This is a genomic window from Nocardioides sp. GCM10028917 (assembly GCF_042666175.1).
Classification (GTDB): Bacteria; Actinomycetota; Actinomycetes; order Propionibacteriales; family Nocardioidaceae; genus Nocardioides.
Genome location: NZ_JBHTFL010000006.1, coordinates 346,899 through 367,992, shown reverse-complemented (window position 1 = coordinate 367,992; position 21,094 = coordinate 346,899). Strand labels below are relative to the sequence as shown.

Annotated in this window: 21 protein-coding genes and 1 pseudogene; 12 read left to right on the top strand and 10 right to left on the bottom strand. The window is 73.0% G+C overall.

Translation table 11 applies throughout. From position 1 onward, the window contains the following. The 3 genes and pseudogenes from ACFQW6_RS09370 to ACFQW6_RS09360 all read right to left on the bottom strand — a co-directional run. Window positions 1–790, bottom strand: a pseudogene (locus ACFQW6_RS09370) (hypothetical protein); the annotation flags it as partial. Window positions 791–1,130: 340 nt separating this feature from the next. Continuing rightward, window positions 1,131–1,622: a hypothetical protein gene (locus tag ACFQW6_RS09365; protein ID WP_378543608.1), complete on the bottom strand. Its 492-nt coding sequence runs from the start codon at window positions 1,620–1,622 to the stop codon at window positions 1,131–1,133. Between the two features lie 13 nt (window positions 1,623–1,635). Next, window positions 1,636–1,980 (bottom strand): TraR/DksA family transcriptional regulator, encoded by a 345-nt coding sequence (locus ACFQW6_RS09360; RefSeq protein WP_378543604.1) that lies wholly within the window; start codon window positions 1,978–1,980, stop codon window positions 1,636–1,638. A gap of 88 nt (window positions 1,981–2,068) precedes the next feature. Between ACFQW6_RS09360 and ACFQW6_RS09355 the strand changes: the two genes are divergently transcribed. The 5 genes from ACFQW6_RS09355 (at window position 2,069) to cimA (ending at window position 9,008) form a co-directional block, all read left to right on the top strand. Then, window positions 2,069–3,790 carry a serine/threonine protein kinase gene (locus ACFQW6_RS09355; protein WP_378543601.1) on the top strand — a complete coding sequence of 574 codons (1,722 nt, stop codon included), beginning with the start codon at window positions 2,069–2,071 and terminating at the stop codon, window positions 3,788–3,790. Window positions 3,791–3,861: 71 nt separating this feature from the next. Then, window positions 3,862–4,473, top strand: coding sequence for a DUF5709 domain-containing protein (locus tag ACFQW6_RS09350; RefSeq protein WP_378543598.1), 612 nt, complete (start codon window positions 3,862–3,864; stop codon window positions 4,471–4,473). Window positions 4,474–4,613: 140 nt separating this feature from the next. After that, the gene (locus ACFQW6_RS09345) at window positions 4,614–5,648 is read left to right on the top strand and encodes a zinc metalloprotease (protein ID WP_378543595.1); all 1,035 of its coding nucleotides are present in this window, start codon (window positions 4,614–4,616) and stop codon (window positions 5,646–5,648) included. An 87-nt stretch (window positions 5,649–5,735) separates the two neighbouring features. Then, window positions 5,736–7,082: a circularly permuted type 2 ATP-grasp protein gene (locus ACFQW6_RS09340; RefSeq protein ID WP_378543592.1), complete on the top strand. Its 1,347-nt coding sequence runs from the start codon at window positions 5,736–5,738 to the stop codon at window positions 7,080–7,082. A gap of 345 nt (window positions 7,083–7,427) precedes the next feature. After that, complete coding sequence (gene cimA / locus ACFQW6_RS09335; RefSeq protein WP_378543589.1) at window positions 7,428–9,008, top strand: citramalate synthase; 1,581 nt, start codon at window positions 7,428–7,430, stop codon at window positions 9,006–9,008. Between the two features lie 42 nt (window positions 9,009–9,050). Here the strand turns inward: cimA and ACFQW6_RS09330 are convergent, their stop codons facing one another. Next, window positions 9,051–10,862: an LVIVD repeat-containing protein gene (locus ACFQW6_RS09330; protein ID WP_378543586.1), complete on the bottom strand. Its 1,812-nt coding sequence runs from the start codon at window positions 10,860–10,862 to the stop codon at window positions 9,051–9,053. Between the two features lie 172 nt (window positions 10,863–11,034). On the opposite strand from ACFQW6_RS09330, the gene ACFQW6_RS09325 reads away from it, so the two are divergent. Further along, window positions 11,035–11,733: a DUF305 domain-containing protein gene (locus tag ACFQW6_RS09325; protein WP_378543583.1), complete on the top strand. Its 699-nt coding sequence runs from the start codon at window positions 11,035–11,037 to the stop codon at window positions 11,731–11,733. Window positions 11,734–11,744: 11 nt separating this feature from the next. Here ACFQW6_RS09325 and ACFQW6_RS09320 read toward each other — a convergent pair whose 3' ends face one another. After that, window positions 11,745–12,335: a TetR/AcrR family transcriptional regulator gene (locus ACFQW6_RS09320; RefSeq protein ID WP_378543580.1), complete on the bottom strand. Its 591-nt coding sequence runs from the start codon at window positions 12,333–12,335 to the stop codon at window positions 11,745–11,747. Window positions 12,336–12,408: 73 nt separating this feature from the next. Here ACFQW6_RS09320 and ACFQW6_RS09315 point away from each other — a divergent pair, with 73 nt between their 5' ends. Together ACFQW6_RS09315 and ACFQW6_RS09310 are read left to right on the top strand one after the other, a co-directional pair. Beyond that, window positions 12,409–12,963: an NAD(P)H-dependent oxidoreductase gene (locus tag ACFQW6_RS09315; RefSeq protein ID WP_378543576.1), complete on the top strand. Its 555-nt coding sequence runs from the start codon at window positions 12,409–12,411 to the stop codon at window positions 12,961–12,963. A 111-nt stretch (window positions 12,964–13,074) separates the two neighbouring features. Further along, the gene (locus ACFQW6_RS09310; protein ID WP_378543573.1) at window positions 13,075–14,466 is read left to right on the top strand and encodes an amidase; all 1,392 of its coding nucleotides are present in this window, start codon (window positions 13,075–13,077) and stop codon (window positions 14,464–14,466) included. A 3-nt stretch (window positions 14,467–14,469) separates the two neighbouring features. On the opposite strand, the gene ACFQW6_RS09305 is transcribed toward ACFQW6_RS09310, so the two are convergent. From ACFQW6_RS09305 to ACFQW6_RS09295, 3 genes are read right to left on the bottom strand one after another with little or no spacing between them, the layout of a single operon-like run. Next, the gene (locus tag ACFQW6_RS09305; RefSeq protein WP_378543570.1) at window positions 14,470–15,081 is read right to left on the bottom strand and encodes an energy-coupling factor transporter transmembrane component T family protein; all 612 of its coding nucleotides are present in this window, start codon (window positions 15,079–15,081) and stop codon (window positions 14,470–14,472) included. A gap of 10 nt (window positions 15,082–15,091) precedes the next feature. After that, window positions 15,092–15,781, bottom strand: coding sequence for an energy-coupling factor ABC transporter ATP-binding protein (locus ACFQW6_RS09300; protein ID WP_378543567.1), 690 nt, complete (start codon window positions 15,779–15,781; stop codon window positions 15,092–15,094). Beyond that, entirely contained in the window at window positions 15,778–16,395 is a 618-nt protein-coding gene (locus ACFQW6_RS09295; protein ID WP_378543564.1) for a biotin transporter BioY, read from the bottom strand. The genes ACFQW6_RS09300 and ACFQW6_RS09295 overlap by 4 nt, the downstream gene beginning before the upstream one ends. A gap of 125 nt (window positions 16,396–16,520) precedes the next feature. On the opposite strand from ACFQW6_RS09295, the gene ACFQW6_RS09290 reads away from it, so the two are divergent. Continuing rightward, the gene (locus tag ACFQW6_RS09290) at window positions 16,521–17,072 is read left to right on the top strand and encodes a TetR/AcrR family transcriptional regulator (RefSeq protein ID WP_378543561.1); all 552 of its coding nucleotides are present in this window, start codon (window positions 16,521–16,523) and stop codon (window positions 17,070–17,072) included. Here ACFQW6_RS09290 and ACFQW6_RS09285 read toward each other — a convergent pair. Further along, on the bottom strand, window positions 17,069–17,677 hold the full coding sequence (locus tag ACFQW6_RS09285) for a pentapeptide repeat-containing protein (RefSeq protein WP_378543558.1): 609 nt from the start codon (window positions 17,675–17,677) through the stop codon (window positions 17,069–17,071). The genes ACFQW6_RS09290 and ACFQW6_RS09285 overlap by 4 nt on opposite strands. Before the next feature lie 54 nt (window positions 17,678–17,731). Here ACFQW6_RS09285 and ACFQW6_RS09280 point away from each other — a divergent pair, with 54 nt between their 5' ends. Both ACFQW6_RS09280 and ACFQW6_RS09275 read left to right on the top strand, forming a co-directional pair. Then, entirely contained in the window at window positions 17,732–18,373 is a 642-nt protein-coding gene (locus ACFQW6_RS09280; RefSeq protein WP_378543555.1) for a sulfotransferase family 2 domain-containing protein, read from the top strand. Next, on the top strand, window positions 18,373–18,783 hold the full coding sequence (locus ACFQW6_RS09275; protein ID WP_378543552.1) for a hypothetical protein: 411 nt from the start codon (window positions 18,373–18,375) through the stop codon (window positions 18,781–18,783). Before ACFQW6_RS09280 ends, ACFQW6_RS09275 begins: the two co-directional genes overlap by 1 nt. Here ACFQW6_RS09275 and ACFQW6_RS09270 read toward each other — a convergent pair. Next, window positions 18,776–19,633: a 3-methyladenine DNA glycosylase gene (locus tag ACFQW6_RS09270; protein WP_378543549.1), complete on the bottom strand. Its 858-nt coding sequence runs from the start codon at window positions 19,631–19,633 to the stop codon at window positions 18,776–18,778. The two genes, ACFQW6_RS09275 and ACFQW6_RS09270, sit on opposite strands and share 8 nt — an antisense overlap. An 84-nt stretch (window positions 19,634–19,717) precedes the next feature. Between ACFQW6_RS09270 and ACFQW6_RS09265 the strand changes: the two genes are divergently transcribed. Further along, window positions 19,718–21,079 (top strand): pyridoxal phosphate-dependent decarboxylase family protein, encoded by a 1,362-nt coding sequence (locus ACFQW6_RS09265; RefSeq protein WP_378543546.1) that lies wholly within the window; start codon window positions 19,718–19,720, stop codon window positions 21,077–21,079. Window positions 21,080–21,094 lie beyond the last annotated feature (15 nt).

Sequence of the window (21,094 nt, the reverse complement as noted above, 5' to 3'; positions counted from 1 at the left end):
GCGTGCGCGCGAGGTCGCCGAGGGCCTTCGCGCGTCGCACCTGCAGCGATTCGGTGGAGCCGAGTGCGGCCTGGGTGGCGGCCCCGTGAGCCACGGCGCGGTCGACGTCGAGGGCGTCGGCGATGTCGAGCTCGGCCTCCATCCGCATCGTGCCGGCGAAGTGGACCTCGGTGGTGTCGATGCTCACGTGGCGCGGGTCGACGTGGAGGTAGCCGTCCTCCGGATCCGCGGCCGGATCACATCCGGCGAGGTCGAACCGCTTGATGGTCTCGGCGACGAGCCGGTCCAGCTGCGCCGCACCGACCCGGCCGGCGACCGCGGCGACCTGGGCGTCGACGAACGCGGCTGCCTCGCGGGTGAGTGCCGGGGCCGAGTGGATGGTGACCTCCGCGACCGCGCGGGCCCGCCACGCCGGCACCCGCCCGCACTGGACCTGCGCCCACAACCGCGGCAGCCGGTGCCGCAGCTCGAGGGCATGGCCGACGAGCTTCTTCGCCGCCGTCGTCGAGATCCCGAGGACGGTGCCGAGCTCGGCCAGGCAGAACTCCGCGACCAGCGGCGCCCCCTCACCCGCGATGGGCGCCTCGTGCTCACAACCCGGCACCGTGAACGCAGCCGCGTCGTGGATCGACTCCGGCGGGTGCAGGTCGGCCCACCGGGCTGCGACGACGAGCAGCTCTGCGGCAGCGCGGTCCTCGGCTGCCTTCCGGTCGCGCGCCAGTGCGAGCAGGTCAGAGGCGGTGAGGTCGTCAACCCCACCCATCTCTACCTTCGCCACAGCCTCGATCATGTGTTCGATTCTACCGACGACCACCGACAGCGACCATCGAGTGCGGGCGGGTGCTGTTCGCCCCTCTTGATCGGTCTAGTGACGGGACTTCGTCCCTCGTCAACCGCCGAGGGTGGCCTGGTTTCGTGACGGGACTTCGTCCCTCCCCAACCAGCGGGGGGCGGACGGTGACGTCCACCTTGCTCGTACCGGGTGCGAGTGATGTTCGACCTACGACCGTGTGCCGCCGCGGCCAGCGGGGCGCGCACGTTTCGTCTCGTCGACCCGCGCGGGCGTCCCGCCTCGACCCACGTCGGCACCGAGCCTCGATCCACGCCGGTCCTGGACCCGCGAGGCGGCGTCAGTCGCGGACCGGCATCAGGAGGTCGGTCCGCAGGTGGTCGGGGTCCGAGCTCGGGTCAGTCACGTAGACCTCGATCCAGGTGTCCGCGTGCCTCGCGCCCGGCGTGTCGGCCAGTCCGGCCCACGCGTTCCCCAGGTCGTCGTACGCCCCGAGGTGCGTGGCTGCCAGCGCCGGTCCCGCGGGCAACGTGGTGCCGACGACGTCGAGGCCACCGGCAGCGAGCGGCGAGGTGAGCGCGTCGGCCACCGGGAATCCGAGCTCCAGGTCGAAGCGTGCCTGCACGTCTCCACGGTAGATCGCGAGCGCCGGGCCGACCGGCACGAGCGTGCCGTCGCCGAGGAGGCGGCCGAGAGCGGCGTAGCCCTCGTCGAAGAGGTCCCGGACGTCGTCGAGCGCGACGTCGTCACGCCGGACGACCGCCAGCGGCACGGGGTCGAGCTCCACGCGGACGCCGCGCTCGTAGGGCTGGGGCGGTGCGAGGTCGGTCATCCCAGCACGCTAGTCACGAACGTTTCGAAGCGCACCCGATGCACACCCGCGCGGCGGGCAGGGCCTCGAGGCGCGGTGCGCCGATGTCGCGGCCGCAGACCTCGCAGACGCCGTAGGTGCCGGCATCGACCCGGTCGAGCGCCGCATCGACCTCGGCCACGTGGTGTCGCACCTGGCGCACGAGCGCGCCGATCTGGGAGCGTTCGAAGGCGATGGTCGCGCCCTCGGGGTCGTGCTCGTCGTCGGCGTTGGTGTCGAGGGAGGCCGCCACGACGGCGTCGTAGTCGCCGGTCAGGCTGGCCAGCCGCGCGAGCGCCTGCTCGCGCTCGAGCGCCAGGCGCCGTCGTACCTCGTCCACCACCCCATCGTCGCCGACGCGTCCGACAGCGGCGCGGCGTGGCGTCCGGGATCGGGAGAACGGCGGTCCCCAGCCGTATCCTCGTGCCGTGACGACGTCCCCGAAGGCGCCGCCGCCCGGGTTGACCGTCGGCGGCTACGCCCTGCGTGCCCGGCTCGGTGAGGGCGGCATGGGCGTGGTGCACCTCGGGCAGAAGCCGGGGGAGCGCCCGGTGGCGATCAAGGTCCTGCGCCCGCACGTCGTCGGCGACGACGAGGCCCGGCGCCGGCTGGCTCGCGAGGTCAGCTCGCTGAGCCGGGTCCGCAGCCGTCGCATCGCCGAGATCGTCGACGCCGACCCGTTCGGTGAGATCCCCTTCGTCGCGACCCGCTACGTGCCCGGCCTCTCGCTCCACGACCACGTGCAGGAGGAGGGAGCCCTCGAGGGCGACGACCTGCTGTGGTTCGCCGACTGCCTCGCCGAGGCGCTGGAGGCGGTGCACTCGGTCGGCGTGCTGCACCGGGACATCAAGCCGTCCAACGTCATCATGGAGGGCCGCACGCCCATCCTCATCGACTTCGGCCTGGCCCGCGTCGCCGAGGACTCGCGCATCACCATGAACGGCTGGCTGCTCGGCACGCCGGGCTACCTCGCCCCCGAGATCCTCTACGGCGACGACGCCACCATGGCGTCCGACGTGCACGCGTGGGCAGCCACGGTGGCGTACGCCGGCACCGGCCGCGCGCCGTTCGGCCGCGGGCCGTCGGTGGCGGTGATGGACCGCGTGCGACGCGGCGAGCACGACCTCGTCGGTCTGGACGCCGACGTCCTGCAGCTGGTCGAGGAGGCGCTCGCCCCCGCGCCCGCTGACCGGCCGACGCTCGAGGAGGTCCGCGACTGGCTCGAGGACCTCGGGTCGCCCGAGACCGAACAGCGTGAGGAGCGCGCCGCCGCCCCGGTCACGCTGCCGTACGTCGCCGGCATCCGTCAGGACCTCGAGGCGCCGACCCGCGTCGGCACCGCCGCGGCGCAGCCGTTCGCGCCGACCGTCGCGCCGGCGTACACCCAGCCGGTCGATGAGCCGGTCGGCGAGCCCGTGCACTGGTCCCACGACTGGGACCGACCGGCCGACGACGACACTGCCGTCGGGTGGGGCGACGCCGGCACGCTGCCGCACCGCCAGACCCGCGTCCTGCCGGACGGCTCCACCGAGCACGTCGGCGACTACGGCCCGCCCGCCCGGCCGCACGTGCCGGCCGGCGAGCGGCTGCGCCGCACACTCACCCTGCTCGCCGCGGGCGGCGTCGTCGCAGGCGCCGTCACGTTCGCCCCCTACGTCTCGATCGCCGTGCTCGTCGTCGTGGTCTGGCTGCTGCGGAGCGGCTCGCTGGCCGCGTCGTCGGCGGGCAGCCGACGCGACCGTCGCGGGGCCAAGTGGTACGACGGCATCCAGGTGCTGCTCGCCGCCCCGTGGCATGCCGTGGCCGGCCTCGGCGGCTCGCTGCTGCTGTTCCTCTGGAGCGCGGGCATCGCCTGCGGCGTCGCGCTGCTCTGCTTCGCGGGCGCGCTGTCGCTGACCACCTCGCTCGCCGTGATCGGGGCCATGTTCGCGCTGTCGACCTGGTGGGGCCCCGGCTCGGAGCGACTCCGCTCGCCCGTCCACCGCGTCGTCGACCAGCTCGCCCGCCGGCGTGTGCCGTGGCTGATCGTCACGCTGCTCGTCGCGGCCGCCGGGTCCGGGCTCGGCGCCGCGGCGTCGGCCCAGGGCACCAGCTGGGCGCCCGACGACTCGGCGCCGTTCTCCGACGTACGGCTTCCCGGCTGGTTGTGACGGACCTCGCCGTTCGGGCGGGCCCGGGCGGGGTACCTAGCGGGTTCACGCACCCGACAGCAGGAGGACCGATGAGCTCCGACCAGCCCGACATCAGCAGCGAGATCGGCACCGATCCCGCCGTGGACGTCACCGGGGACAGCACCGACAACGAGAGCTACCACGGCTACAGCGTCGACGACGAGAACCAGCCCCAGAGCACAGAGGACAGCCTCGTCGACGACCGCGGCCTCCCCGAGCCGTTGGACGAGGGCTACTCGCCGCCCGAGAAGTGGTCGCCGGCGCAGGGCTACGGCAACACCCCGCTCGAGGAGATCCAGGGGGAGTCGCTCGACCAGCGGGTCGACCAGGAGATCCCCGAGCCCGACCCGTACGAGGTCGCCGACGAGGAGGCCGCACGCGGCGACCTCGCCGCGATGGTGGCCGAGGACTCGAGCGAGGGCGAGGCCGTCCAGGCCGACGTCGAGGGCGCCGAGGGCGAGCGCGCCGGACGCCTGGTCGCCGAGGACGAGGGTGTCCGCACCGACACGGAGAAGGACCTCGTCGCCCAGGACGTCGGCATCGACGGCGCCGCGGCGGGCGCGGAGGAGGCGGCCGTGCACGTGGTCGACGACCCCGAGGTGGCCGACGCCCTGCTCCTCGACGGTGAGGTCGTGGACGAGGAGCCCGACGGACCGCAGTGAGACGACGACGAGAGCCCCCGACCACGGTCGGGGGCTCTCGTCTCTCCGTGGACCTGGTCCGAATACACCCCCAAGTGGTCTTCTCCCGGTGCCCCCGGCGGGATTACGGTCCCTCCAACTGACTATGTGAGGGGACCCCCATGCACCTCCGCAACACCCTTGCCGTACGTCGCCTCGGCGTCGCGCTCACCGCACTCGCGCTGGGGGTGGGCATGTCGACACCGTCCTCCGGCGCGCCGGCGAAGGACAAGGCCACCGACTGCATCGACTACGGCGACATCGCTGCGGCGCCGGCCGGCACGATCCCGCGCGACGACCTGCACGTCGTGCACAAGGACCCGCTGGCCGGGGCGCTGCGGTCCGCGAGGGCGGCGCGCACGTCTGCGAAGGGCAAGCCGGGCTCCGGGACGACCGCAGCGGCGTTCGCCCCGGTGACGATCCCGGTCCGCTTCCACGTGATCGCCAAGGACCGCGGCCAGGAGGGTGGTGACCTCTCCGAGGCCCGCATCGCCGAGCAGATCCAGGTGCTCAACGAGGCCTACGCCCCGCACGGCTTCTCCTTCGTGCTCGAGGAGGTCACCCGCACCTACGAGCCCCAGTGGTTCAACCTGATCTACCCCAACGGGGCCGACCCGCAGCGCTTCCGGGGCAGCAGCAAGGAGATCGCGATGAAGAAGGCGCTCTACGGCGACAGCACGTCGGAGACGCTGAACATCTACTCCGCCTCGCTCGGGCAGTCGCTGCTCGGTTGGGCGACCTTCCCGTCCGACTTCGATGCCGAGGCGACCGGCGGCAACCCGATGCCGCAGTACCGCGACGGCGTGGTGATCGACTACCGCAGCGTGCCCGTCGTCGCGGGTGACACCGTCGGGGACCAGTCGGTCTACACCACCTACGGCGAAGGTGACACCGCGACGCACGAGGTCGGGCACTGGCTCGAGCTCTACCACACGTTCCAGGGTGGGTGCTCCGAGCCGGGGGACTACGTCGCCGACACCGCACCCGAGGCCTCGCCTGCCTTCCAGTGCCCGGTCGGGCGCGACACGTGTGCCGGCGGGGGAGTCGACCCGATCACGAACTTCATGGACTACACCTACGACTCCTGCATGACCCAGTTCACCCAGGGGCAGGCGGCCCGCATGCAGGCGGCGTGGACGGAGTACCGCGCCAGCTGATCAGCCGGATGACCTGACCGGCCGCTTCCCCTGCAGGCACCTCCCTGCGGGGGAAGCGCTCAGTCGCTCGCTTGGTAGACAGGTGGGATGGACCACGACGCAGACCCGGCCCGCCCGACCGACCAGACCGATCCCACCCAGCGGCCCTCGTCCGCCGCCGAGCGCGACGAGCTGAGCCGCCGGGTCAACGCCGTCCTGGAGGAGCGGGGCGTCCGCTTCGGTGGGGCGGGCGGCCACGCCTTCCGCGCCGACCCCGTCCCGCGCCTGCTCGACCCGGGGGAGTGGGAGCTCCTCGCCGACGGCCTGGCACAGCGCATCCGGGCGCTCGACGCCTTCGTCGCCGACGTGTACGCCGAGCGCCGGTGCGTCGCCGACGGCGTCCTCCCGGCCCACGTCCTGGACGCGACGCCGTACCTCGAGCGGGACCTCACCGGCAGTGCCCCGGTGGCGGGCGCATGGATCTCGGTCGCCGGGTTCGACGTCGTGCGTGACGAGGACGGCACCCTGCTGGTGCTCGAGGACAACGTCCGTACGCCGTCGGGGATGGCGTACGCCATGGCCGTGTCGGAGGCGGTGTCGGAGGTGCTGGGCGTCGAGCCGTCGTCCGGCCTCGAGGAGTGCGCCTCGGCGCTGCGACGCTGCCTCGAGGCGACCAACCCCGGCGACGACGGCGCGCTCGTGCTGCTGACCGACGGCCCCGAGAACTCGGCGTACTACGAGCACCGGCGCCTCGCCGACGAGGCCGGGCTGGAGCTCGTCGAGCTCGACGGCCTCCGGCGCGACGGGGACGGGCTGCGGCTGGCCGACGGGTCGCCCGTGCGCGCTGTCTACCGACGCACCGAGCAGGACGGCCTGGCGCCCGCCGACCCGGCCGCGGACCCCTCCGCCGACGTGGCGGAGCTGCTGCTCGAGCCGTGGCGTGCCGGTCGGGTGGGCATGGTGAACTGCTACGGCACCGGGGTCGCCGACGACAAGTCCGTCTACGCGCACGTCGACGACATGGTCCGCTACTACCTCCACGAGGAGCCGCGAGTCCGCTCCGTGCCGACCTACGACCTCACGAACGCCGACCGGTTGCAGGAGGCGCTGGACCGGCTGCCCGAGCTGGTCGCGAAGCCCCGCGACGGGGCCGGCGGCGAGGGGGTCGTCATCGGGCCCACGGCGTCCGCGGACCAGCTGGCCGCCACCCGGCAGGCCATGCGCGACGAGCCGACGCGCTGGATCGTCCAGGACGTCGTCTCGCTGTCCACCCAGCCGACCATCGTCGACGGCGTCCCGCAGCCGCGCCACGTCGACCTGCGGCCGTTCGTGTTCTTCGACGGTCACGAGGTCACAGTCCCGCGAGGAGGCCTGACCCGCGTGGCGCTCGAGGAGGGTCAGATGGTCGTCAACTCCTCCCAGGACGGCGGAGCCAAGGCGACCTGGGTCGGCTAGCGCGGCCGGTTGGCCCGCGGCCGGCGAACTGTACGAGAACTGTGCGGGTCGCTGGCCGTGGACCCGGCCCCGGGCGGCACGGTGGACTGGCTCCAGCTCGGGGGGACATCGCGTGCCCCGGGTGTCGCTCGTGGGGGGTGGCGCCCGGGGTACGTGCGTGCGTTCCGACCGGATGGCGAGACGCCCGTCTCAGCGAAGCGGCTGCGGTGGCACCATGAACACGTGAGCACCAGCACGATCATCATTGCCTAGCGCGACGGGACCCCCCGCCGCGCCGACCTCCTGCACCCCAGGAGGTTTTTTTCTGCCCCCACTCCTCCCCGATCTGCGACCGAGAGACCTCCGATGGACCTGCACGGCTCGTTCCACGTCTACGACACCACCCTGCGCGACGGCGCCCAGCAGGAGGGCCTCAACCTCTCGGTCGCCGACAAGCTGAGCATCGCCAAGCAGCTCGACGGCCTCGGCGTGGGCTACATCGAGGGCGGCTGGCCGGGGGCGAACCCCAAGGACACCGAGTTCTTCCTCCGCGCCCGCGAGGAGCTCGACCTCCGCCACGCGCGGCTCGCGGCCTTCGGCGCCACCCGCCGGCCCGGCGTACGTGCGGCCGACGACCCCCTCGTGGGTGCCCTCCGCGACTCCGGCGCGGGCGTCGTCACGCTCGTCGCGAAGTCGCACGACCGCCACGTCGAGCTCGCGCTGCGCACCACGCTCGAGGAGAACCTCGCGATGGTGCGCGACACGGTCACGCACCTGCGCGAGGAGGGGCAGACGGTCTTCCTCGACGCCGAGCACTTCTTCGACGGCTACCGCGCCAACCGGTCGTACGCCCTGGAGGTGCTGCGCACCGCCGCCGAGGCGGGCGCGGAGGTGGTCGCGCTGTGCGACACCAACGGCGGGATGCTGCCCGACTGGGTCTCCGACGTCGTGCTCGACGTCATCGAGACCACGGGGGCCCGGGTCGGCATCCACGCGCACAACGACAGCGGCTGCGCCGTGGCCAACTCGCTGGCCGCCGTCGCCGCGGGCGCGAGCCACGTGCAGGGCTGCATCAACGGCTACGGCGAGCGCACCGGCAACGCCGACCTCGTCACCGTCGTCGCCAACCTCGAGCTCAAGCTGGACCGCACCGTGCTGCCGCAGGGCCTGCTGCGCGAGGCGACCCGCATCGCGCACGCCGTCGCCGAGGTCACCAACGTGCCGCCCGCGTCGCGCCAGCCGTACGTCGGCACGTCGGCGTTCGCCCACAAGGCGGGCCTGCACGCCAGCGCGATCAAGGTCGACCCCGACCTCTACCAGCACCTCGACCCGCTCGTCGTGGGCAACGACATGCGGCTGCTCGTCTCGGACATGGCCGGGCGCGCGTCGATCGAGCTGAAGGGTCGCGAGCTGGGCTACGACCTGTCGGACGACCGCGAGCTGGTCACGCGGGTGACCGACCGGGTCAAGCAGCTGGAGCAGCGCGGCTACACCTTCGAGGCCGCCGACGCCTCCTTCGAGCTGCTGCTCGCCGAGGAGGTCGAGGGCGCGCGTCCGTCGTACTTCGACGTCGAGTCGTGGCGCGTCATCACCGAGACCCGCACCGATGGCGAGGCCATCTCGGAGGCGACGGTGAAGCTGCGCTCGGAGGGCGTGCGCTACGTCGTCACCGGCGAGGGCAACGGTCCCGTGAACGCGCTCGACGCCGCGCTGCGCGAGGCGATCGGACAGGCGTTCCCGGAGGTCGCGAAGTTCGAGCTGATCGACTACAAGGTCCGCATCCTCGACCAGGGCCACGGCACCGACGCGATCACGCGCGTGCTCATCGAGACCACCGACGGGGAGTCGTCGTGGGTCACCGTCGGCGTCGGCGCCAACGTGATCGAGGCGTCGTGGGGCGCGCTCGTCGACGGCCTGACCTTCGGCCTGCGCCGGCAGCACCGCTGAGGGGAGGCGCCGCCACCGGTCCGGTGGCGGCGCCGTTGCCGCTCAGAGGCTGTCGCGCAGGTCCTTCAGTGCCTGCTTGAGCTCGCCCTGGTCGCCGGAGTCGTCCAGCACCCGGATGGCGTTGGTCAGCTGGGCCTTCGCCGCAGCGCCCCTGCCGTCGAGCTTCTCGGCCTTGGCGAGGTGCTTCTCGACGGTGTCGAGCGTGGCGCCGGCGAGCTCGCCCGACCGGACGGCCTGGTCGAAGTAGGCCCCGGCGACGTTGAAGCTCGGCTCCCAGACGATCTGCTCCTGGTGCTGGGCGTTGAACTCGTCGAGCTGGACCTCGCGAGCAGCGTCGAGCTCGTTCTCGCTCAGCAGGTCGCTGGTCTGCAGCCCGAAGGTGTCGAAGCCGCGAGCGATCTCGCTGCCGTAGACCTGTCCGTTGTACCAGTAGGTCGACCAGAGGCCGCCGAGGTTGAGTCCGGCCGGGTTGGGACTGTTGACCGGACCACGGTCGAAGTAGGCGATCTCGACGGGATTGGCGGTGTCGCTGAAGTCGATGACCGACAGGCCGCCCTGGTACCACGCCTGGACGAGGATGTCTCGACCCGGCACGGGCACGAGGGAGGAGTTGTGGGCCACGCAGTTCTCCTGCGTGGTCTGCACGGCCGGCATCTTGTAGTAGCTCGCGAACTCCATCTGGTCGCCCTCGAGGTCGAACAGCGCGTCGGCGCCCCACTCCAGCTTGTCGGTCGCCCGGCAGCGGGCGCTCGTGCCACCGCCCCACTCGTCGGTGAAGATCACCTTGGTGCCGTCGTTGTTGAAGCTCGCGGAGTGCCAGTAGGAGAAGTTCGGGTCGGACACCGCGTCCAGGCGCACCGGGTTCACGGGGTCCGAGGTGTCGAGCAGGATCCCGTTGCCCTGGCACGCGCCGGCGACCAGCTCACGCGCCGGGAACGAGGTGAGGTCGTGGCAGGTGTTGGTGTTGGGCGTGGGTGAGTACTGCGCGCCCGACGGGTGCAGGCATCCCGCCGGCTGCTGCGAACAGGGCAGCGTGTTCTGCAGCCCGTTGTAGGCCTTGGTGACCGGGTCGGTGAAGATCCGCGGCTGGCTCACGATCGCCGCCGTCTGTGGCGCGGCGAGCGGCACCTTGATGACGTCGATGCGCCACTGCGTCGGGTTGCCGGAGGTGACCGGGCTCTGGGTGAGGGTCGCGTTCTCGCAGCCCGCCAGCTCGAGCGGTGACCGGACGCCGGAGGTGCCGGAGTTGTAGATGTAGATGTTCGCCGCGTCGTCGGGGTCGGTCACGATCGAGTGCGTGTGCGACCCGCGGCAGGTCTGCACGCCCGGGAGCTGTACCGGGTTGCTCTGGTCGCTGATGTCGAAGATCCGCACGCCGCGGAACCGCTCGGCGTTGACGGCGCCAGGTGCGCCCTGGCCGCCGCAGTCGATGCGGCCACGGGTCTCCTCGACCGACATGAAGAGCAGGTCGCCGTAGACCGACACGTCGCCCTGGCCGCCGGGACACACGAAGGAGCCGCTGAGGGTGGGGTTCGTCGGGTCGGAGATGTCGTAGAACTGGAAGCCGTTGAAGTTGCCGACGACCGCCGTGTCGCCGGTGAACGCCAGGTCGGAGTTCACGAAGCCGAAGTTGCCCGGCGCCGCGTCGAAGGGCGCCACGCGCGGGTCGTTGTCGAGCAGCTCGATGTTGCTCGTCACCTCGGTCCACGGGATGTAGCCGGGCGTGAGGCCGACGCGCGGGTCGTTCGGATCAGGATCCGCGGCGTACGCCACCGCCGGCAGGAGCGCGGCGGCGAGGACCATCGCCCCGGCAGCTCGTAGCACGGACCGGCTCGGACGGGGCTGACGCGACATGTGGGGACCCTCCCGTTCAGGTCGTCCGGAAGCGCGGGTCGGGAGGCCCGCCACGATCGACCTACGATGTCTGACAACGTAGCGACGGATGGACGTGCGCCGCCACACCCCCGGCGGACCAGTTCGTGCATTCGACCGGGGTCAGGCAGGACGAGCGAGGGGCAGGAGCCGCATGGCAAGCAGGAGCGACAGCGTGCCCCGTGCGGCGCACGCGACCCGCCGGTGGCCGGTCGTCCTCGTGGGACTGGCCCTCGTGCTCGGTTCGGTGGCGTGCACCGCCGACGACCCGCCCGTGAAGGACGACGCCGCCCCGGTGGTGCAGCTCGGCGCCCCGGGCGAGGCGGGGAAGACGCTCTCGCCGGACGAGGCCGAGGCGATCGAGGAGCCCACCTGGACCGACGCCGACGTCGAGTTCGTGCAGGGAATGATCCCGCACCACCAGCAGGCCCTGGAGATGACTGCGCTGGTCGGCGACCGCGCCGACGACCCCGACCTGACGGCGATGGCGGAGCGGATCGAGGTGTCCCAGCTCGCGGAGATCGATCAGCTCGAAGGATGGCTCGCCGCCCGCGGCGAGAGCGTCTCCGGCATGCATGCGGGCCACGGCGACGGCGAACACGGGATGCCGGGGATGCTCAGCCCGCAGGAGATGGCCCGGCTCGAGCGCGCCTCCGGGCCGCGCTTCGACCAGTTGTTCCTGCTGGGCATGATCCGCCACCACGAGGGAGCGGTGCTCATGGTGGAGTCGCTGCTGACCGAGGGCGAGGGCGGGCAGGAGTCCGAGGTCTTCCAGCTCGCCGGCCACATCGGCTCCGACCAGCAGGTCGAGATCGCGGCCATGAAGCGCAAGCTCGCCGAGCCCGCCGGCTGAGGACGGCAGGGTCAGGCGCCGACGACACGACGTACGAGGTCGTCCCACGCCAGCTCGATCTGCGCCAGGCTGACCCCGTCGACCCGCTGCTGCTCGAGCGCCATCGCCTCCAGCGGGGCGAGCAGGGCGAACGCCAGGAAGTGCAGGTCGCCCGTCACCCCGAGCTGGCCGAGCAGGTGGCGTACGTGCATCAACGCGAACCCGGCAGCCGCCCGGGAGCGGACCGGGTCGGTCCCGGTGGCGGCCCGGATCAGGTCACCGTGGGTGACGTTGACCCGCATCCGCGAGTGGCCGAACGCCAGGAGCCGCTCCATGGGCGGAGCCCCGGGGCCGAGGGGTGGCGGCCCGGAGATGACGCTGCCCTGCCACGCCGCCTCGGACTCGTTGAGGACGGCGGCCATCAACCCCTCCCGGCTCTCGAAGCGCCGGAACAGCGTGCCCTTGCCGACGCCGGCCTCGGTCGCGACCGTGTCCATCGTCACGCACCCGACCCCCCGCGTCTCCACCAGGCGCAGCGCCGCTGCGAGGATCGCCTCGCGGTTGCGCGCCGCGTCGGCCCGCTCCGGCGCAGGCTCGTCGGCCAGCGGCAGGAGGTGGGTCACGCCCCTCAGCCTAGGTCGGGAGAAAGTTCGTCCGCACCGGAATAGAAACGGACCACGGTCCGTTTCGACGTTCATGACCACTCCCAAGCAGACCCGTGTCGCTGTCCTCCTCGGTTCCTACCGCGCCGGTTCGCTCAACCGCCGCATCGCCGAGCACCTCCGTGACCACGCTCCCGCGGGTGTCACCGTCGACGTCGTCGAGGGCATCGACGCCGTCCCGTTCTACAACGAGGAGATCGACGGCGAGTCGGCTCCGGCCGCCGCCACCGCCCTGCGCCAGGCCGTCGCCAGCGCCGACCGCGTGCTGGCCGTGACGCCGGAGTACAACGGCACCATGCCGGCCGTGCTCAACAACGCCATCGACTGGCTGTCGCGCCCCTACGGCCAGGGCGCCATCGTCGGCAAGCCCTTCGCGGCCATCGGCGCCACCCCCACGCCGTACGGCGGCAAGTGGTCCCACGAGCACGCCCGCCACTCCGCCACCATCGCCGGAGCCGTCGTCGTGGAGGGCATCGTCGTCGACGAGCCCGCCCTCGAGGGTGACCCGCTGGAGAACGAGGCGGCCGTGCAGCGCTTCCTCGGCGCCCTCGACGCCCTCGTCGCGCACGAGGTCGAGGTCGCGGCCTGACCCCATCGCTGGTCGAGGAAGGACGAAGTCCTGTCACGAGACCCGCATCCGGTCTCGTGACGGTCGCTGGGCGACCTCCTCGACCAGCAGGCTGCGGGTAGGTTCGCCCACGTGCTTCATGACCTGACCGCGCTCGAGCAGGGTGACGCCGTACGCCGCGGCGAGGTGTCGCCGCTCGAGCTGGTCGAGCACTACGCCGGCCGCGCCGACGCCGTGGGCGCGTTCATCACGCCGACGCACGAGCAGGCGCGGGACCACGCCCGCCGGCTCACCGAGGCGGGGCGCCCCGCCGACGCCGGTCCGCTCTGGGGCGTCCCGACGGGCATCAAGGACCTCCACCCGACGGCCGGGGTCCGGACCACCTTCGGCTCCGCGGCGTACGACGACTTCGTGCCCGACGCCTCCGACGACCTCGTCCTGACCGTCGAGGCGGCGGGGATGCCGAGCCTGGGCAAGACGAGCACGCCGGAGTTCGGCTCGCCCTGCTACACCGAGCCCGACGTCGCCCCTCCGGCGGTCACGCCGTGGGACACCACCCGCACCGCCGGCGGCTCGTCCGGCGGGGCGGCCGCGGCCGTCGCCGCCGGCCTGCTGCCCCTCGCGCCCGGCTCCGACGGCGGCGGCTCGATCCGGATCCCGGCGTCGTGCTGCGGCCTCGTCGGGCTCAAGCCGACGCGCGGACGGATCAGCGGCGCGCCCCGCTACGGCGACCCGGTCGGCCTCGCGACCGCCGGCACCCTGGCCCGCAGCGTGCGCGACGCCGCCGCGCTGCTCGACGTGCTGGCCGGACGGCGCGTCGGCGACCCGTTCTGGGCGCCCGAGCCGTCGGGCACCTTCCTCGACGCCTGCGACCGCGAGCCGGGCCGGCTGCGCGTCGCGCGCTTCATCGCCCCGGTCATCGCCGACGTCGACGTCCACCCGTCGTCGGTGACCGCGTGGGACGACGCGTCGCGGCTGCTGGAGACCCTGGGCCACGACGTCGAGGACGTGCCGGTCCCGATCCCCCGCGAGGCGGTCGCCGACTTCGAGACCTGCTGGGCGGTGCTCACTGCGCTCTCGCCGGCGCCGCCGGGCCGGGAGGACCGGCTCCGCCCGCTCACCCGATGGCTCGGTGGCCTCGGCCACGCCGTCAGCGGACCCGAGTTCGGGCTCGCGATCGGGCGGCTCCGGCAGCACGCCGCGGTGGCCCTCGCCGCGCTGGCGCCGTACGACGTCGTCCTCACGCCGACCCTCGCCCGCCCGCCGGTCGAGGTCGGCGCGCTGCGCGACGACGCCGACCCGGCACGCGACTTCGCCGCGCAGAAGGCGTTCACGCCCTGGACGAGCGCGTGGAACGTCACCGGCATGCCCGCCGTCTCGCTGCCGCTGCACTCGACGGACGACGGCCTGCCCGTCGGCGTGATGCTGGCCGCGCGTCCGGCCGAGGAGGAGCTGCTGCTCTCGCTCGCGGCGCAGGTCGAGAGCGCCGTGCCATGGGTGGACAGGCGACCGCCCGGCTGGTGACGCTCAGTCGTCGCCGATGCCGCGCGCGTGGAGCGCGTCCCCCGTGTCGTGCGCCCGCGCGACGACGCGGACCACGAACGGGATGAGCCGCGCCCGGGGCGACCGCTCGAGCCCGCGGGCGACGGCCGCGTCGCGCGACTCCTCGGCGAGCCCGATGGTCGTCGGGATCGCGCGCAGCATCAGCGAGAACGCCAGCGCGACCGCCTCGGGGTCGACACCGACCCGGCGGAGCGGACGCAGCCCTCGGGCCACGGCGTCCATCACCTCGTCGACCGGCGTCGTGACGGTCATCGTGGTGGCGAGCAGGATGAGCGCGACCAGGTCGCCGACGACCTCGACCGCGCGCGGCCAGCCGTTCTGCCAGACGGTCCACGCGCCGAGGATCGCCGCGGTCACCAGCAGCCAGCGCATCGCGCGCAGGGTGAGCCCCAGCCGCGCGCCCGACCACACCACCAGGCCGGCGGCGACGAGGACGAACACCACGGCCGACGCCGGGCCGTGGACCAGCACCACCACGAGGCTGGCCGCCATCAGGCCGAGCAGCTTGGCGCCGGCGGGCAGCCGGTGGAGCCACGTCGTGCCGGGCTGGTGCAGGCCCAGCAGCTGGGCGCTCATCCGCGCCCGCTCATGCGGTCGCCCGGTAGTGCCCGACGACGTCGGTCGGGGAGCCGTCGCGCTCCACCCTGCCGTCGCGAACCAGGAGCACCCGGTCGCAGCGCTCGGCCAGGTCGAGGTCGTGGGTGACCACGACGAGCTGCTGCTCCAGGCCGAGCAACAGGTCGCCGACGCGGCGGCTGTTGCCGAGGTCGAGCAGGGTCGTCGGCTCGTCGGCCACCAGGATCGACGGCCCCGTCGCGAGCACGCCCGCCAGCGCGAGCAGCTGTCCCTCGCCCCCGGACAGGCCGTGCACGCTGCGGTCGCCGAAGCCGGCGAGCCCGAAGTCGGCCAGGACCCGGTCGGCGACGGTGAGCCGCTCGGCCTTGTCGCGGTGCGTGCGCCGCAGCGACAGGGCGACGTCCTCACGGGCGGTCGGCATCACCAGCTGCGCGGTGGGGTCGGTGAACACGAAGCCGACCCGGCGGCGTACCTCCCGGCCCTCGCGCGCCACGTCGAGGCCGTCGACAACCACCCGGCCGGTGGTGGCCGGGACGAGCCCGTTGAGGAGCCGGGCGAGGGTGGACTTGCCGGAGCCGTTGGGGCCGATGAGCGCGACCCGGCGCTCGGTCAGCTCGAGCGAGGTCTCGTGGAGGATGCGGCGCTCGCCGTCGTGGGTCGGGACCGAGACGGTGACCTGCTCGAGACGGATCCCGCTCACGCGGTGGGCGTGCCCTCGGGCTGTCCCTGTCCGGCGGGCACCGGCGCGGCCGGGCGGTCGAGCAGGCCGGGGAAGGCGCGGTGCACCGCGGTCGCGACGAGGGCCATGGCGACGTTCTTGAGGACGTCGCCGAGCCAGAAGATCTTGTCGATGTCCCACGCCTGGGGCCACGTCAGGTCGGCGCGCAGGACGAGGCCGGCCATGCCGAGGGTGTGGATGCAGAGCGCCGAGCTGACCAGGCCGGCGCAGAAGATCGCGACCGGGCTGACGAGAGAGCGACGGGGGAGCCGCTCCACGATCGCGCCGCACAGGCCCGCCGCCAGCGGGAAGCCGATGAGGTAGCCGGCGGTGGGGCCGGTGAGGACGGCGAGACCGGCAGCGCCGCCGGAGAAGATCGGCAGCCCGGCGGCGCCCGCGACGACGTAGAGCAGGACCGCGAGGAAGCCGCGCCGCATGCCGAGCACCGCGCCCGAGAGCAGGACCGCGAAGGTCTGCAGGGTGATCGGCACGGGACCGGCGACCTTGATGGCCGGCAGCAGCGCGCACACCGCGACAAGGGCGGCGAAGGCGGCGATCAGGGCGACGTCGGTGCCGGGGTTGCGACGAGTGCTCATGGGGTGTTTCCTCTACCTGAACGGTGGTCAGTTGAACGGTGTTCAGGTTAGGGTCGGGAGGGCGTCGCGTCAACGCCAGCAGCGTGGGGCGACGCACCGCCCGTCGAAGAGGGAGGGGGTACGTCGTGCCGCACCGCCGCGCGGACGTGCTGGCCCACGCCATGACCCTGCTCGACGCCCACGGGCTCTCGGCACTGACGATGCGCCGGCTCGGGGCCGAGCTCGGGGTCCAGCCGAGCGCGATCTACCACCACTTCCCCAGCAAGCAGGCCCTGCTCGCGGCGGTCGCCGACGAGATCCTCGCCCGCGGTGCGCGACCGCGTACGGCGTCGGAGTGGCCCGACCGGTTGCGCGAGGTGTGCTCGGAGCTCCGGCACGCGATGCTCGCCTGCACCGACGGCGCGGACGTCGTCGCCACGGTGTGGGCCTTCGGCCTCGGTGCCGCGGCCCCGGTGGCGGAGATGGAGAAGGTCCTCGCCGACGCCGACGTCCCCGACGAGCTGGTCGCCGTGGCGTCGCGCACCCTGGTCCACTACGTCTTCGGCCACGCCTTCGAGGAGCAGACCGCCCGCCAGGCCGTTGGTCTCGGTGCCGTCGAGCGCTCGCTCGACTCCCTGCCCGACTTCGACCTGGGCCTCGACCTCGTCATCGACGGGCTACGGGCGCGACTCGCCTAGACCGACGTGTCGACGTCCGCGCCCTGCAGCTCCGCGAGGAGCACGGCGCCGGCGAGGTCGAGCCGGGTCCGCCTGAGCTCGGCCGCCGACAGGTCGACACCGTCGAGGCTGGCGCCCCGCAGGTCGGTGCGGTCGAGCCTGGCCTGCCGCAGCACGGCACGGTCGAGACGAGCCCGTGCGAGCGTGGTCAGGGTGAGGTCCGACATCGACAGGTCGGCCTCGCGGAGGTCGACGCCGGTGAGGTCGAGGCGCGAGAGGTTGGAGCCACGGATCGTGACGCCGAGCCACGACCCGCCCACGACCGTGAGGGGACGCAGGGTGCACTCGGCGAAGGCCGACCCGACGAGCTTGCAGCCGTCGAGCGTCGCGTCGAAGAACGACGTACGGCGGAAGTCGCACCCGACGAAGGCCGTCGCGGTGTGCACCGAGGCGTTGAAGCGGCCCCCGTGGAAGGTGCACCGCTCGAAGGTGGCGCCGGACGAGGTGGTCTCCGACAGGTCGACGTCGGTGAAGGTGCAGTCGACGAAGCGCGCGGCACCGAGGTCGTCGCCGTACCAGTCGTCGCCGCGGAAGTGCCTGCCGTTCGCTTCCCGGGCCTCGGTCACGGCGCCCACCGTAGTCGTGCCCTCGGACAGGGCGGGACGGATAGGGTCGTCCCCGTGATCGCGTCCCACCAGCACCGCTTCATCTTCCTCAAGACCCGCAAGACAGCGGGCACGAGCGTGGAGATCGCGTTGTCAAAGGTGTGCGGGCCCGACGACGTCATCACCGAGATCAGCCCCGAGGACGAGAAGCTGCGGCAGGCCGCCGGCGGTCGTGCGCCACAGAACTTCGAGTCACCGCCGCAGCCCCGCAAGGCCTACAACCACATGGGCGCCAAGGCGACGCGCGACCTCGTCGGGGCCGACGTGTTCGCCGACTACTTCACCTTCGCGATCGAGCGGAACCCGTGGGACGCCGTCGTGTCCCTCTACTACTGGAAGTACAAGGACCGGCCCGAGCTGCCCGACTTCGAGACCTACGTCCAGGAGATCTGGATCGAGCAGCTCGCCAACAACCGCCGGCTCTACCGCATCCGCGGCAAGATGGTGCTCGACCGGGTGCTGCGCTACGAGAACCTCGACGACGAGCTCCGCGGGGTCTGGGAGCACCTCGGGCTGCCGGGCGAGCCCGACCTGCCGCGTGCCAAGGGCAACGCGCGCCCGGCCGGCCACTACCGCGAGCTCTACACCCCGGCGTCGAAGGATCGGGTCGCGACGGTGTTCGCCGACACCATCGAGGCCTTCGGGTACGAGTTCTGATGGCGTCCACCCGGCCGGCCTGGCTCACGGTGACCGTCGCGGTCTGGATCGGGACGGCGCTGCTGTTCGCCCTGGCCTTCCCGGTCGCGGTGGCGCTGGACTCGGCCCTCGACCGCGTCAAGCCCATGTACGCCGACCGCGCGGAGATGCTGTGGCTGCAGAGCCAGAGCGTGCAGGTGACGGGGCAGTCCGTCCCCGTCGAGCTGTCGTCCGGCGAGTCGGTGGAGGTGGCCGGCGAGACCTTCACGGCGTCCCCGGGAGTGACCGTCGAGGTGCGCGCAGACGAGCCGACGCTGCCCTGCGTCCGCGTGCACGACGAGCACCGCGACGTCTCGGAGTGGGCCTGCCTCGACCCCGAGGACCCTCCCGTCGACCCCGATCCCGACGACCCCGACCCCGACCTCAGCTAGCTGCGGCGCCCAGCAGCCGCTGGCACTCGGCGACGAGCCGGGCCCGCAAGGGAGCGCCGCGCTCGGCGAACCCGCGCTGCGCCTCGGCGTACTGCCTCTTGCCCTCCGGTGTCTCGATCCGGACCGGCTCGAAGCCGAGGTCCGCGAGGTCGTAGGGCGCGGCGCGCATGTCGAGGACCCGGATGTCGCGGGCCAGCTCGAAGCAGTCGGCCACCAGGTCGCTCGGGACCATCGGCGTGAGCCGGAAGGCGTGCTTGTAGAGGTCCATGCCCGCGTGCAGGCAGCCGGGCTGCTCGAACGCGGGCCGGTCGTCGCGTCCCGGCGTGAGGGTGTTGAGCGGGCGGGCGGTGGGGGTGAAGAACCGGAACGCGTCGAAGTGCGAGCAGGAGATCCGGTGCGACTCGACGACCGCGTCGGTGCCTTCGGAACCGAGACGGAGGGGCCAGTCGTGCCGGGTGCCGTGCTCCGCCGAGCGGTGCACCATCGCCCACTCGTGCAGGCCGAAGCAGCCGAGCTGCGGCGGGCGGGCGGCCGTCGCCGTCAGCAGGGCGTGCAGCTGGGTGAGCAGCGGACGCTGCGAGGCGACGTACGCCGTGGTGACGGAGACCGGGTCGCCGGCATAGCCCTTGAGGCCCGCGTGCTCCTCCGCGTCCTCGAGCGCGACGCCGTGCCCGGGGTGCCAGCGCCGCAGCTGCGCGGGGCGCTGGGAGTAGTAGGTGAAGAGGAAGTCGTGGACCGGGTGCTTCGCCTGCTCGGCCCGACGGGCGAGGTGCGGCCGGACGAGGTCGTCGACGCGCGCGGCGTGGGACTCGGCGAGGGGACGCCACTCGGAGGCCGACAGCACGCGCACTGCGCCAAGGCTAGTGCGGGGGAGCGGCGCGGGCCGCTTCGACGGCACTCGACGCGGGGCTCGTGCCTGGTGGACACTGCCGAGATGGACCGCACCGCCGGGCTGGACCGGGCACACGCTCACGCCATCGGGTGGCTCGACTCCCTCGCGGGGCGACCGGTCCCGCCGGCCCTGACGGCCGAGCAGATGCTGGACCGGCTCGACCCGCACCTGCAGGACGGCCCGACCGATCCCGTCGCGGTGGTGGACGAGCTGGCCGAGGCGTGCGAGCCCGGGCTGACCGCGATGCCGGGGGGACGGTTCTTCGGCTTCGTCATCGGGGGCACCCACCCGGCAGCGCTGGCCGTGGACTGGCTCGTCAGCGCCTGGGACCAGAACTCCGGACTGCGGCTGGTGACGCCCGCCCACACCGCGATCGAGGACGTCACGGAGGCGTGGGTGGTCGACCTGCTCGGCCTCCCCGCGGGCAGCGCCGTCGGCTTCGTCACCGGTGGCACCATGGCCAACTTCACCTGCCTCGCCGCCGGTCGCGACGAGGTGCTGCGCCGGGCCGGCTGGGACGTCGCCGAGCGCGGGCTGGTGGGCTCGCCGGGCGTACGCGTCCTGGTGGGGGCGGAGCGCCACGACACCATCGACCTCAGCCTGCGCTACCTCGGCCTCGGCGCGCCCGAGTCGGTGGCCGTCGACGACCAGGGACGCATCGAGCCCGCCGCGCTGGCGGCGGCCCTCGACGCCGGCGACGGCCGTCCCACGGTGGTCTGCCTGCAGGCCGGCAACGTCCACTCCGGAGCCTTCGACCCCTTCGACGCGACCATCGCCGCCGCGCACGACGTGGGGGCGTGGGTGCACGTCGACGGTGCGTTCGGGCTCTTCGCCGGCGCCTCGCCGCGTCGGCGGCACCTCCTCGCGGGCGCCGACCGCGCCGACTCCTGGGCGACCGACGCCCACAAGACCCTCAACGTGCCGTACGACTGCGGGCTGGCGATCGTGCGCGACCGGGCGGCGCTGCGGGCGGCGATGGGCATGCACGGCGACTACCTCGTCCACGACGTCGCCGGCGAGCCGTTCGACAAGGTGCCGGAGATCAGCCGCCGCGGCCGTGCCTTCCCCGTCTGGGCGGTGCTCCGCGCGCTGGGACGCGACGGGGTGGCCGACCTGGTCGACGGGTTCTGCGACCACGCGGCGGCGTTCGCGGAGGGGATCACCGCGATCGATGGCGCGCAGGTGCTCAACGACGTCGACTTCACCCAGGTGTGCGCCTCCTTCGGCGACGACGACCGCACCCGGGCCGTGGTCGAGGCGATGCTCAGCGAGGGGACGGCCTGGACGACCGGGTCGCGCTGGCACGGCCAGGCCGTGCTGCGGGTGAGCGTGAGCAACTGGTCGACGACCGTCGACGACGTCGCCTCGAGCCTCGCCGCGCTGCACCGCGCCGCCGGTCACTGACGGCGTCCACCCGTG

Bases quoted from the DNA above. Each gene is read 5' to 3' on its own strand.
- ACFQW6_RS09365 (WP_378543608.1), bottom strand. From the start codon at position 1,622: ATGACCGACCTCGCACCGCCCCAGCCCTACGAGCGCGGCGTCCGCGTG.
- ACFQW6_RS09350 (WP_378543598.1), top strand. From the start codon at position 3,862: ATGAGCTCCGACCAGCCCGACATCAGCAGCGAGATCGGCACCGATCCC.
- ACFQW6_RS09345 (WP_378543595.1), top strand. From the start codon at position 4,614: ATGCACCTCCGCAACACCCTTGCCGTACGTCGCCTCGGCGTCGCGCTC.
- ACFQW6_RS09340 (WP_378543592.1), top strand. From the start codon at position 5,736: ATGGACCACGACGCAGACCCGGCCCGCCCGACCGACCAGACCGATCCC.
- cimA (WP_378543589.1), top strand. From the start codon at position 7,428: ATGGACCTGCACGGCTCGTTCCACGTCTACGACACCACCCTGCGCGAC.
- ACFQW6_RS09330 (WP_378543586.1), bottom strand. From the start codon at position 10,862: ATGTCGCGTCAGCCCCGTCCGAGCCGGTCCGTGCTACGAGCTGCCGGG.
- ACFQW6_RS09325 (WP_378543583.1), top strand. From the start codon at position 11,035: ATGGCAAGCAGGAGCGACAGCGTGCCCCGTGCGGCGCACGCGACCCGC.
- ACFQW6_RS09315 (WP_378543576.1), top strand. From the start codon at position 12,409: ATGACCACTCCCAAGCAGACCCGTGTCGCTGTCCTCCTCGGTTCCTAC.
- ACFQW6_RS09305 (WP_378543570.1), bottom strand. From the start codon at position 15,081: ATGAGCGCCCAGCTGCTGGGCCTGCACCAGCCCGGCACGACGTGGCTC.
- ACFQW6_RS09295 (WP_378543564.1), bottom strand. From the start codon at position 16,395: ATGAGCACTCGTCGCAACCCCGGCACCGACGTCGCCCTGATCGCCGCC.
- ACFQW6_RS09275 (WP_378543552.1), top strand. From the start codon at position 18,373: ATGGCGTCCACCCGGCCGGCCTGGCTCACGGTGACCGTCGCGGTCTGG.
- ACFQW6_RS09265 (WP_378543546.1), top strand. From the start codon at position 19,718: ATGGACCGCACCGCCGGGCTGGACCGGGCACACGCTCACGCCATCGGG.